13 protein-coding genes are annotated in these 11,138 nt (G+C 51.1%); 11 read left to right on the top strand and 2 right to left on the bottom strand.

Translation table 11 applies throughout. The features are described 5' to 3' along the window. Positions 1-21 precede the first annotated feature (21 nt). The 3 genes from fre (at position 22) to DXV75_RS06320 (ending at position 3,223) form a co-directional block, all read left to right on the top strand. Positions 22-717: an NAD(P)H-flavin reductase gene (fre, locus tag DXV75_RS06310; RefSeq protein WP_115592555.1), complete on the top strand. Its 696-nt coding sequence runs from the start codon at positions 22-24 to the stop codon at positions 715-717. 56 nt (positions 718-773) lie between these two features. Then, positions 774-2,135, top strand: coding sequence for a M28 family peptidase (locus DXV75_RS06315; RefSeq protein WP_115592556.1), 1,362 nt, complete (start codon positions 774-776; stop codon positions 2,133-2,135). A gap of 104 nt (positions 2,136-2,239) precedes the next feature. Beyond that, a complete protein-coding gene (locus DXV75_RS06320) occupies positions 2,240-3,223 on the top strand; it encodes a substrate-binding periplasmic protein (protein ID WP_115592557.1) in 984 nt (327 codons plus the stop codon). Positions 3,224-3,309: 86 nt separating this feature from the next. Here DXV75_RS06320 and DXV75_RS06325 read toward each other — a convergent pair whose 3' ends face one another. Both DXV75_RS06325 and DXV75_RS06330 read right to left on the bottom strand, forming a co-directional pair. Then, entirely contained in the window at positions 3,310-4,587 is a 1,278-nt protein-coding gene (locus DXV75_RS06325; RefSeq protein WP_115592558.1) for an OmpP1/FadL family transporter, read from the bottom strand. A gap of 233 nt (positions 4,588-4,820) precedes the next feature. Continuing rightward, positions 4,821-5,297: a cupin domain-containing protein gene (locus tag DXV75_RS06330; protein ID WP_115592559.1), complete on the bottom strand. Its 477-nt coding sequence runs from the start codon at positions 5,295-5,297 to the stop codon at positions 4,821-4,823. Positions 5,298-5,381: 84 nt separating this feature from the next. Between DXV75_RS06330 and DXV75_RS06335 the strand changes: the two genes are divergently transcribed. The 8 genes from DXV75_RS06335 (at position 5,382) to DXV75_RS06370 (ending at position 11,135) form a co-directional block, all read left to right on the top strand. After that, positions 5,382-6,500 (top strand): FAD-binding domain-containing protein, encoded by a 1,119-nt coding sequence (locus DXV75_RS06335; protein ID WP_115592560.1) that lies wholly within the window; start codon positions 5,382-5,384, stop codon positions 6,498-6,500. Beyond that, positions 6,494-6,652 (top strand): DUF2256 domain-containing protein, encoded by a 159-nt coding sequence (locus tag DXV75_RS06340; protein ID WP_115592561.1) that lies wholly within the window; start codon positions 6,494-6,496, stop codon positions 6,650-6,652. The genes DXV75_RS06335 and DXV75_RS06340 overlap by 7 nt, the downstream gene beginning before the upstream one ends. 114 nt (positions 6,653-6,766) lie before the next feature. Then, a complete protein-coding gene (locus DXV75_RS06345; RefSeq protein ID WP_115592562.1) occupies positions 6,767-7,072 on the top strand; it encodes a hypothetical protein in 306 nt (101 codons plus the stop codon). 6 nt (positions 7,073-7,078) lie between these two features. Beyond that, positions 7,079-7,339 (top strand): hypothetical protein, encoded by a 261-nt coding sequence (locus tag DXV75_RS06350; RefSeq protein ID WP_115592563.1) that lies wholly within the window; start codon positions 7,079-7,081, stop codon positions 7,337-7,339. A gap of 37 nt (positions 7,340-7,376) precedes the next feature. After that, positions 7,377-7,790 (top strand): GNAT family N-acetyltransferase, encoded by a 414-nt coding sequence (locus DXV75_RS06355; protein WP_115592564.1) that lies wholly within the window; start codon positions 7,377-7,379, stop codon positions 7,788-7,790. Positions 7,791-7,938: 148 nt separating this feature from the next. Continuing rightward, positions 7,939-8,805: an AraC family transcriptional regulator gene (locus DXV75_RS06360; RefSeq protein WP_115592565.1), complete on the top strand. Its 867-nt coding sequence runs from the start codon at positions 7,939-7,941 to the stop codon at positions 8,803-8,805. Between the two features lie 362 nt (positions 8,806-9,167). After that, positions 9,168-10,019, top strand: coding sequence for a DNA alkylation repair protein (locus tag DXV75_RS06365; protein WP_115592566.1), 852 nt, complete (start codon positions 9,168-9,170; stop codon positions 10,017-10,019). Positions 10,020-10,577: 558 nt separating this feature from the next. Beyond that, positions 10,578-11,135, top strand: coding sequence for a GbsR/MarR family transcriptional regulator (locus tag DXV75_RS06370; RefSeq protein ID WP_115592567.1), 558 nt, complete (start codon positions 10,578-10,580; stop codon positions 11,133-11,135). The last annotated feature ends 3 nt before the right edge of the window (positions 11,136-11,138 follow it).

Raw genomic sequence — 11,138 nt, forward strand, 5'->3', positions numbered from 1 at the left:
TTATTGTTAAGAAGAGAGTGCATGTCCGAATTTCATTGTCAGGTCGCCCAGATCGTTCCTCTGACCAAGGTTGTTTATAAAGTCGAGTTGATCCCCTCTGTGCCAGTCGATTTCAAAGCTGGCCAGTATGTGCTGGTGCACATGGGCGAAAATGACAAACGGCCGTTTTCCATTGCCAGCGCTGCGTATGAAAACCAGCGAATTGAACTGCACATCGGCGCAGATGAAAATAACGCCTATGCAACAGAGGTACTGGAACGGATGAAAAACGACGGCGAAATTACCTTGAGTGGCGGGCACGGCGAAGCGTATTTGCAGCCCAATGGCAATCCCATGATACTGATTGCCGGTGGTACCGGCTTTTCCTACACCTATTCAATTCTCAAGCAGGCCCTGCATGATGACCCGCAAGCCGAAGTGCACCTTTACTGGGGCGGCCGCCACGTTGAAGACCTGTACCTGTTCGATGAACTGACCTCATTGGCCGAACAGCACAGCCACTTTTCCTTCCTGCCAGTGGTAGAATTTGCCCATGATGACTGGACCGGTCGTACCGGCTGGGTGCATCACGCCGTTTTGGCTGATTACCCATCGCTTGCCGAAACCCAGGTCTACATCGCCGGGCGATTCGAGATGGCCAAAACCGCCCGTGATGACTTCAAAGCGCGGGGCATGGACAGTGACAACCTGTTTGGCGACGCTTACGCCTTTATCTAATCACGCCTACCCAACAGTGGTTCAGGCGTGAAAATAAACTGCATCAAGGAACTAACATGATTTTGCGCCTGATAACCCTGGGGCTGATTGCCCCTTGGCTGGCATTTGACGCACCAGCCGCCGATCACAAAAGCGACCTGCACGACATTCAGGCGCAGATTTCTGCCCAGCGCATTGAGCAGGACATCACCGCTCTGGTGAATTTCGGCACCCGCCATACTCTTTCCGAAACGGAATCCGAAACCCGCGGAATAGGCGCCGCCCGGCGCTGGGTCAAACAGCAGTTTGAAGCCATCTCATCCAAGTGCGGTAACTGCCTGGAAGTGTATTACGTGGCAGGTACAGTCAGCGGTGAAAAGCGCATTCCACAGCCCACCGAGGTGGTGAATGTCATCGCCGTCCAGCGGGGTATCAGCGACCCCAATCGCTATGTACTTATGTCCGGCGACATCGATTCAAGGGTTTCGGATGTGATGGATGCCGTATCCGACGCCCCCGGCGCCAATGACAATGCCTCTGGCGTAGCGGGGACACTGGAAGCCGCTCGTGTGCTGAGCCAATACCAATTCCAGGGCAGTATTGTGTATGCCGCTCTTTCCGGCGAGGAGCAGGGCTTGTTTGGCGGAAAAATTCTGGCCGCCAAAGCACAGCGGGAAGGCTGGCGGCTCAAGGCGGTGCTCAACAACGACATGATCGGAAACATTGCCGGCATCAATGGTGTAATCAACAACACTACAGCACGCCTGTTTGCCGAAGGCACCCGCATGACAGAAACCGACGACGAAGCCCGCCTGCGACGCTTTACCGGTGGTGAAGTGGACTCACCCAGCCGCAACCTGGCCCGTTACATCGATAAAATCGCCGACGATTACATTCCCAACCTCGATACCATGGTGATCTACCGTCTCGACCGTTTCGGGCGCGGCGGCCACCACCGCCCGTTCAATGATCTGGGTTACCCGGGCATTCGCATTATGGAAACCAATGAGCACTACCACCGCCAACATCAGGATCTGCGCAGCGAAAATGGCGTTCGTTATGGCGACACGCTGGACGGAGTTAATTTTGACTACGCTGCCAAACTTACGGCACTGAACGCAGTAAGCCTGGCCAGTATGGCCTGGGCACCAACTCCCCCTGCCGAAGTTTCTATTGCAGGCGCGGTGCAACCGTCAACCACGTTGCGCTGGCGGGCAGCAAACACAGAGCAAAACCCCCAGCTCGCAGGTTACAAGGTGTACTGGCGTTACACCGACGCCCCGCAATGGCAGTACAGCAAGTATGTCGGTAATGTTACTGAAGTTACGCTCGACAACATCGTTATCGACAATTACTTCTTCGGCGTAGCCAGTGTCAGTGAGGACGGCCTGGAAAGCCCGGTGGTATTCCCGGGTGCAGCCGGCAGTTTTGGCGACTGAGCTTTTTTCTGATCCAATTTGGTATAAGCTTATTGATTAATCGGGGAGTATTTCACTGCCTGAAACCGTTTCGGCTGAAAAACTAACTCAAAAAGGAACTGGCCATGCGATTTGCCCTTTGGGCTCTGATGGTAAGCGTAATCAGCATTGGGCAGGCATCAGCCCAGGTGCGTCTGGCGGCCTCACCGTTCAGCACCTATGTGGATTACGAAGGCGAACCCTCCCGCTTGTCTGCCATTGTACAGGAGGCGTTTGAGCGCATGGAAATACCGGTTGACGTGCAGATATTGCGGCCGGCTTTTCTGGGTAGCGGCCTGAGTGCCGGTAAACTGGATGGCGAGTTTGCCTTTATCGATTTCAATGATCGTAACAGCCAGTTTATTTACTCTGATGGTTATCTGCCCTTCTACCTTTATGCGGCCAATCGCAACCAAAACGTCTCCGACATCCGCTTAATGCCGCACCTTAAAGACAACCGGGTGGCAATTGAAAACCGTTTCGTCAATACCGGTAAAATGCGCCTGCTCAAGCAGGTCAAATGGTCCAGAAACCCCTCAGCGTACGACGCATTCAAACAGCTGGCCGATGGTCGCGCACCCTACCTAATGACCACCCGCCTGCTGGCAGAGGAATTCAACCGCCTTCTTATGATTGGCAAGGGCACCCGACTGTATCTTTCCGGAGCACCACTGCTTAAGGGGCATTTTTACCTGACGCTCAGCAAGAATTACACAAATGCAGAAAGTGTTATTGTGTCTTTCAATTCTGCCATACAACAAATGCAGGCGGATGGCAGTTACAATCGCATTTTGGGTGTCCCCTGGCTGAGTAAAGACATCAACGGCGACGGCGTGGCCGAACTCATCGCCAGTAGCAAAACCCTGCATCCCGAGCTTACAAAAGAGCGGGCCCTGCTCGCCTTCCCCCTGGATGATTCCACCATCGGCGACTCATCAACGTTCATCATCGACGGCGTTACACAGCCAGACTGGCCATCTGCACAAGCGGCGCTTGATTCGGCAACCATTGGCGAGCGCCCCAGCCTGCTCGATGAGGAAGTGTACGATACGATGATCAAGCGCTGGTGATCCTGCCGTTGAATCTTGGGGCTTTATCACAGCACAAAAAGCAAAAAGCCCGCTCTCACGGCGGGCTTTCTGTTCAACGACGAGGCTTAAAACGCCGCGTTGAACTGTGCACTCAGAATGTGAGCCGTGGCTGACTCGGTTGCAACCAGTACACTTGGAATACGATCGTACTCACTGTGAACGTTGGCTTCACGGCCTTTCAGGAACGCGTAGCCGAAGTCTACGTTCATGGTGTCGTTCAGCGCATACGTTGCACCGGCAGAAATCCAGTGACGATCAGTATCCGGAATACTCAGTGAACGGTGTGCGAAAGAAACCGCGCCGTCATCATAGGCATAACCGGCACGCAAGGTCAGTTCATCGCTCATTGCGTAGGTCGCACCTACGCCCACACGCCAGGTATTCTCAAAATCTTCTTCTTTCAACAACAAAGTTGAACCACTGTCTAACTGCGCTTCAAGTTTGTCGAATGAGCTCCACTCAGTGTGGTTAACACTGAACTGCACAGACCATTGCTGATCGATGCGGTGATTCACGGCAAATTCGGTAATGGCAGCAAGATTCAGATCCAGTGAACCACCCTGGTTCAGCTCAGCTTCCAGATCAGAACGAATTTCACCTTCCAGGTTCAGCTTCGTTTCTGCACGGTAGCTCAGTGCGATGTCCGTGCTTTCAGAAACCTGCCAGAAGGCACCCACATTCCAGCCGTAACCCCAGTCGTCGCCTTCAAGCTGCAGAATGGTTGCGTTGCCCGGAATGGCACCCATTGTTGCCTGCCCGATCAGCTTGGGAGTTGAAGTGGAGATTTTTGCCTCTGCATAAGTAGCGCTCACGCCAAAGCCCAGGCTCAGGGTATCAGTTACTTTATAGGCCACAGCTGGGTTCAGCGTTACTGTGGTGATCTCGGCGTCATCTGCAAAATGAAGGGCATTGTAATCTTCACTGTAATCGGTAGACAGACCGTAATTCGCAAACGCTCCGAAACCAACAGAAAGCCTGTCATTCAGCGGCGTGACAAAAAATGCGGCTGGTACAAACGCATCGCCAGCGATATCGTCTTCACTGGCATCTACAGTAAGGGGCGTACCGGTAACATTAACTGTCAAGTCACCATCAACGTCAATGTTGGGGTTGATGTAGCTTAACGCCGCACTGACCTGGGTAGTTTTGAATACCGTCATTGCAGCAGGGTTTGTGGCCAGAATAGTGGCGTTTTCAGGCAAAGCCGCCTGGCCCGCAAAGGAACGGCCGAGGCCATTGGCACTGTGTTCGTTGATTTGAAAACCTGCGGCGAATACAGAAGGAGCGCTAGCTGCAGCCAGAGCGGCGGCAACAGACAGGCGCAAAAATGATTTAATCTTCATAAAAAACTCTACTACTGCTTGATAACTGGATAACGAAAAGCGGCCATAATACCGATACGACGCTAACGGCCAGAATACAGATTGACTCTTGATGATAGTCGGGTTCATGCCCGAACGCTGAATTTTCGGCGCGCAGTGTAATGAAGTCTTGGCTTACCTGCAATGCAAGTTAACGTAAAGTTCCGCAAGCTATACAAAAATGTGCTTTGACCTTTTACCAGAAAAATTAACCGTTACGGTTCCGCAGGTGCAGCCACCCCCTTGTTGTTCCATTTAAACACAACAAACTTCAAGGGCTTATCTCCGCTGTTTAGCACACCGTGCAAATCCCATGGCGCAGCATAAAGAATATCTCCGGCCTGGGCTGTAAAAGTTTCATCATTCAGTGTCCAGATTCCAGCCCCTTCGATAACCATTAGAAATTCTTCTTCTGCGTGCTGGTGCGGTGGGTGAATTTCCTGGCCAGGTTCGATAACCGCAACCCCAACCAAAGTATCCTCCGTTCCATACGTCTGGCCAGCAAAATACTGATAGAACACACTGCCGGATAACTGTTCCATCTGGGCCTGAGAGAGTGTAACCACGGACGTTGCCAGCGGAACTGGTTGCGTTTGGGCTTTGTTGTTTTCCTGACTGATCGCGTTCGCGCAGCACACCGACGAGAGCGCCCCTGCCACACAAATTGACCTGGCGAGTTTGAGTGGTTTCATAACAAGCTCCATTTGGATTAGTATCGCGGCGCACGCCGCAATACGGTGATCAGTTTGGTGTTAATACCTGTATTAACGTTCACTATGACCGATGCTCAATACGCCCGCAACTACCTTATTGACTACCAGGAACTGGATGCCTGGGTTGAGGCCGCAGACCCTGTTGCGTACGCCCAAAACCGCAATTACCTCAACGGCAATGTTACCCGGCTTAGCCCCTTTATTACCCACGGCATTTTGCAGTTACCCGGCATTTTGGCCGCTGTCCTTTCCCGGTTCAGCCCAGCACAATGTGAGCGGCTGATGGCAGAATTTGCCTGGCGGGAATACTTTCAGTACCAGTGGTTACAGCAGGCAGAGGGAATATTTTCTGATCTGGTTAGGGCGCAACCGTCAGCACTTTATAAACAGCCAGCACGAGCACTCATTAATGCCAGCAGCGGGATAGACGTTATTGATGACAGTGTCCGCCAGCTCACTCAGCGTGGTTATATTCACAATCATGCGCGCCTTTGGCTCGCATTCATGCACTGCCACGTTGCTAAAACCCACTGGTTCGAACCGGCCAGGTGGCTGTTTTATCATTTGCTGGACGGCGACCTTGCGAGCAATTTTTTAAGCTGGCAATGGGTGGCTGGCACTTCCCGAAACCGCATCTATACCGCCAACCAGGACAACATAAATAAGTACTCACATACTCTTCAGACCAATACCTTCATAGATCTCACTTACCCACAACTGGAAGACATGGAATTACCCCAATGCTTTGCACAACGCGACGAGCTTGCGCTTCCTTTTTCATTGCCTGAAAGCCATTTTGATTCACAGCGCCTGAGTCACAACACCACCCTGTGTTATTCAGTCTGGAATCTTGACCATAAATGGCACAGGGGGGCAGCCGTCAACCGGGTATTAATCATTGAACCGGATTTGTTCCAGCGCTTCCCCATCAGCCCACTGAGATGGCGCTTTATTTTGCATTGGGCAAACAAAATCGAAGGCATGCAGATATTTGTCGGCGAATTCTCCCGTTTTGAACATCAGTTGCCCGCATCGCAACGCCTTATCCATCGGGAACACCCTACCACGGTGCATTGGCGTGGAAGCCGCGAGCCCCGGCGCTTTGTTTGGCCTTGCCCAGATGAACCTCTTAAAGGCTTTTTCCCGTTCTGGCACAAAGTAAAACGGGCGCACCAATGTTGACCGATTCCAAGCTTTGCCCGGTTTGCCAGCGCCCTTTTGAGAATCGGAAAAAATGGCAGTCGCGCAATCAATGGGCCTCTATTGTCTACTGCTCAAAGCGTTGTCGTACCCAGGCCCGCAGCAGGACGAAGAGCCTGCCCCCTGAAGCCTGACACTATTTTTTATGGCCACCCATTTTACTCTCCTCGTAAAAACCTGGCGCTGGCATTTGTGGGCACTATCTGTCTAAACTGGCACTGAACCCGAAGGACGCAAGGACAGCACCTATGAAGCTCTCATTCAAACCCGACCCGGCGGTACTTATCACCGAGGTCCTCACCATCGTTATCGGTATTCTGCTGGCGCTGGCCGCCAACGAGTGGAATAACCAGCGCCTGCAATCCAACAAACTGGATGCCATCCTGCAAATGGTAGAGCAGGAAATCGACTACAACCTCAAAGTGATGGAGGTTATTCACGCCAAAAACACAGAGGCTCTGGCAAACCTTGAAGAGACAGACAGCGAGAAAGAGAGCCAGGTGATTCCTGGCCTGCAAATTCGTGAAACCGCGTGGCAGACCTTACTGACTTAAGGCGTGATGGAAAACTTACCGCTGCAGTTGCTCAAAAACCTGCATGAACACTACGCCATGCTAGATATGTATAAAACCCTGAGCTATCAGACCGTGCAAACCATCCTGTCCACCCAGGCCATTGTTGGCGGGATCGGCAAGGACATGAAACTGGCCCGCAGCAATACCCTGTATGAAGATAATATTAATCTGATTGTCAGCCTGGAAGCGTCATTGCTGGCCCATCAGAAACAAACTCTTGAACGGGTGCGAAACCGGGAAATCTGACTCATCCCTACTGGAAAATTCACCACGCAGACGCAACATGACGATTGAATACAAAATTAACCACTCCATCACCACTGAACAGTTTCTCACACTGCTTAAGGCCTGTACGCTCGGAGAGCGCCGCCCGGTTGATGACATACCGTGCCTGGAAGGAATGCTCGCCAACAGCAACCTGATCGTCAGTGCCTGGAGCGGTGAACGCCTTGTGGGTATTGCCCGCAGTCTGACGGACTTTCACTATGCCTGCTATCTGTCCGATCTCGCGGTAAGCGAAGACTATCAAAAACTGGGAATTGGAAAACAACTTCAAATTCTTACCCAGATGCAGCTGGGGCCTAAATGTAAGCTCATACTTATCGCAGCGCCCACCGCAAATGAATACTACCGGCAGATTGGCTTTAGTCACAATCCTCGCTGCTGGGTACTTGAGCGGGACGCATCGGTAGGTTGATTTCACCGCAGCCCGCCAGCAACCGTGTATCGACACTGTGGCTTAAGATCCGGATTACGATATAAAGCAAATGTGGACACGCAGGCGCGAAGACCAAGGTCTAGTCTGTGGCAAAACCTGTTCAATTCAATGTTAAGGAATAAGCCCGATGATTGACCGTAAAGCCTTGGTATTGTCACGTATGGAACGTGTCGTCACTTTATTGCAAGACAACCTGTTTGAAGAAACTGCTGTAGATTTGAACACCCTTGCCGAAGCGGCAGCACTGTCACCCTTTCATTTTCACCGGCTTTATCGCTTGGTAACCGGAGAAACCTGCGGGGAAACCCTCTGCCGACTGAAACTGGCTGCCGGAGCCAGACATCTGGCCATGGCCGCAACGGTCACCGATGCAGCTATGCAAGCCGGCTTTTCCTCCAGCCAGGCTTTTGCCAAAGCGATGAAACGAGAAACAGCCCTCAGCCCCACGCAGCTTCGCGATGATCCGGAGCTTTTGAGCAGTATTGCAGGCCAGTTGTCGCAACCTGCCAGTTTTCAATCCGCCGTTCCTCGTGGCTGGCTTACCATTGAACTGGTATCACTGGTGCCCATGCGCCTGGTAACCCTGCGCACCGAACACCTGTATCCAAACCTGTTTGAAACCTATACCCGACTGTTTGAAATTGCCGGAGATCCAACGCAGGTCACCGCCATTATCGGCATACCACGAGGGGACTCGGGAGACGCAGCCAGTGGCGTATTTGACAGCGCCCTGTTATTGAACGAGGCGCCCCAAAACCTGCCAACTGACCTATTCTGGCAGAATACCGCCGAGGGCGAATATCTGCGCGTGCGCCACGCAGGCAGCTATGATGGTCTGGAACAGACCGTAGACAACCTTTACCTGACGATGTTGAGTATAAACGACCTCTGGCCCGCCGATGCTCCCTGCATCTATCACTATCTCGACGACCCCGAGGAAGTTTCTGAACCGCTTCTGCGGACGGATATCTACCTGCCGGTAAACAGGGCCTGAACTAGGTATGGGAAAGGCTGGCAAGAATAAATACGTCCACATTTACCAAGTGAAGCTTTTCCAAAACTGATGAAAATCCTCGCCACTGTGGAGTCTAATTAAAGGTGAAATGAGTCAAATCATCTTGTCCTGAGACAAAGGAAAAGAATTGTTAATGGTAGTAGTAATTCAAGTGTAGGGAATGTGCCATAGCTGCCGATCGAGGTTCTTCAGACGTTCGGCAGCTCCTCAGTTAAAGCGGACACCTGATATCCTTTCCTCTGAAAACACAGATCATGTTTTTTCAGGGGCAACGGGTGTTACTATGAAGCCTCAGTAATAAGCTGTTAGTCCATGAAAAGGTGAGTATCGCAGGTAGCTAGATGACGTTACGAACGCCCAAAATTCCCTATGCACCAAGGTCAATCCAAAAGGGTACTCCGCTTAAGGTTTTGCTAAATCAAGAGGCCATAGAGTGTCTAGCCGAAAACATTCTATACGTTCATCAGGATTTTAAATCAAAATCATTTTGTGAGTGCGCACTTGCCGCTTTAGATACGCTTGAATTAATGCAACGTGGTCAGCACATCGCAAAAGCCCTGCATCAATTCCTGCCAAGCAACTATTCAGAGGCAATTGCAATCCTTGTAGCGTCACTTACCCCCGAACAAGCTGATGCAGACGAGTTTGGGTTGGCAGAATTTTTTTATCTGCCACATAGTTTTTTTATTTCCGAATACGGGCAAGATAAAAAATACAACAGCGGCAAAGACCCTTTCGAAACATCAATGTGGGCGTTGCATGCATTAACCACGAGATTTACGTCAGAGTTCGCAATTCGTACTTTCCTCATCCAGCAGCAAGAGCGCACACTGGAACAGGTTAATAAGTGGCTCAATGATCCTAACCCCCATGTCAGGCGCCTCTGTACAGAGGGTACGCGACCTAAACTGCCATGGGGCAAACGGATCCCGTCATTAATAGCTGACCCGAAGCCAACCTTGCATATACTGGAAACTCTAAAAAGCGATAAATCATTGTATGTGCGCCGCAGTGTTGCTAACCATCTTGGAGATATCGCGAAGGATCACCCAGAGGTCGTATTCACAATGTGCAAACGCTGGTTGCAAGCGGGAGCATCCAAAGAATTACGGTGGCTTATCCGGCATGCAGTGCGTCACCCAGCGAAAAAAGGAGACTCGAGGGCACTGCAAATTCGCGATGCGGCAAAATGAGGTTAGCTCTATGGCTTACAGGTCACGGACTGATAAGTACGTCACCGTCCGTTCCTTGTCTTACTGAGCCTGAATTCATTTATATGCGAATTCATCGTTCCACTTAATTTCTTTTTTTACGATCACCGATGAGATCAGCATAAGCACGAAAAGGCTGCCGACCGCCCACTTTTCAATGATGAAACTTGCAACCGCGAGCAGTATCATACATGCATAGCCTAAGTTTGAGTTAATCAGATTTTTTGGCATCTCGCAGGAGCCTTCCGTGTGATTCAATTTCCATTCAAATCAGAGTATCAAACAACGTATTGAATATCCGCAGTTTGTCTTCAGAGGAGCTTCACTGGAAGGAAATCAAGCAACCGCCTCCCGCTTAAAGCAGTCATTAAAGCTTGTGCAATACTCTACCCTGGCCGACGACAAAAATTTCCCAGACGGCGCTCAATCCATTTCACCAATGATGAGAATCCACAACTCAACAAAAATATTTTTCTTGATCTGGATCAAGCACCTTTATAAACTTTCAGTAATTTCTGAAAGTTTATAAAGGTGCATTTTATGCCAATGACCCCTCTGATGACTTCCGCGGTAATGCATTTCGGTGAAATGGGTAACCGCTGGGGATTTAACCGCACAGTTGGCCAAATGCTGGCACTCATTGTTTTGAGTGAAGCGCCGGTTTCGGCCCAGGAAATTGCAGACGACCTGAACATATCCAGAGGCAATGTCAGCATGGGCCTGAAAGAACTGCAATCCTGGCGGCTGGTTAAACCCCACCTGGTCCCAGGTGAACGCAAGGATTTCTTTATTCCGGCGGGAAGTGTCTGGGAACTGGCCAACCGGGTATTTGAAGAACGCCGCAAACGGGAAATAGACCCCACACTGAGTTTGTTGCGCGACCTGCTATTGGATGCCCCTGCCAACACTGGCGACAGCCAGGCACAAAGAAAGTTAACCGAGATCCACGATTTACTAGAAGCGGCAACGTCCTGGTCTGAGGAACTGCAGGCATTGGGGCCAGATAAACTGCAAACACTGATGAAACTTGGCGCAGGGGTTGGCAGGATGCTCGAACTCAAAGACAAATTACTGCCCGGTAAATCTTCTTCCAACTGAGGA

Origin of the sequence: Alteromonas aestuariivivens (genome assembly GCF_003367475.1) — a bacterium.
In the GTDB taxonomy this organism is placed as follows: domain Bacteria; phylum Pseudomonadota; class Gammaproteobacteria; order Enterobacterales; family Alteromonadaceae; genus Alteromonas; species Alteromonas aestuariivivens.

Coding starts and splice junctions, on each gene's coding strand:
- DXV75_RS06315 (WP_115592556.1), top strand. CDS start 774: ATGATTTTGCGCCTGATAACCCTGGGGCTGATTGCCCCTTGGCTGGCA.
- DXV75_RS06365 (WP_115592566.1), top strand. CDS start 9,168: ATGACGTTACGAACGCCCAAAATTCCCTATGCACCAAGGTCAATCCAA.
- DXV75_RS06335 (WP_115592560.1), top strand. CDS start 5,382: ATGACCGATGCTCAATACGCCCGCAACTACCTTATTGACTACCAGGAA.
- DXV75_RS06370 (WP_115592567.1), top strand. CDS start 10,578: ATGCCAATGACCCCTCTGATGACTTCCGCGGTAATGCATTTCGGTGAA.
- DXV75_RS06350 (WP_115592563.1), top strand. CDS start 7,079: ATGGAAAACTTACCGCTGCAGTTGCTCAAAAACCTGCATGAACACTAC.
- DXV75_RS06340 (WP_115592561.1), top strand. CDS start 6,494: ATGTTGACCGATTCCAAGCTTTGCCCGGTTTGCCAGCGCCCTTTTGAG.
- fre (WP_115592555.1), top strand. CDS start 22: ATGTCCGAATTTCATTGTCAGGTCGCCCAGATCGTTCCTCTGACCAAG.
- DXV75_RS06330 (WP_115592559.1), bottom strand. CDS start 5,297: ATGAAACCACTCAAACTCGCCAGGTCAATTTGTGTGGCAGGGGCGCTC.
- DXV75_RS06325 (WP_115592558.1), bottom strand. CDS start 4,587: ATGAAGATTAAATCATTTTTGCGCCTGTCTGTTGCCGCCGCTCTGGCT.
- DXV75_RS06355 (WP_115592564.1), top strand. CDS start 7,377: ATGACGATTGAATACAAAATTAACCACTCCATCACCACTGAACAGTTT.
- DXV75_RS06320 (WP_115592557.1), top strand. CDS start 2,240: ATGCGATTTGCCCTTTGGGCTCTGATGGTAAGCGTAATCAGCATTGGG.
- DXV75_RS06345 (WP_115592562.1), top strand. CDS start 6,767: ATGAAGCTCTCATTCAAACCCGACCCGGCGGTACTTATCACCGAGGTC.
- DXV75_RS06360 (WP_115592565.1), top strand. CDS start 7,939: ATGATTGACCGTAAAGCCTTGGTATTGTCACGTATGGAACGTGTCGTC.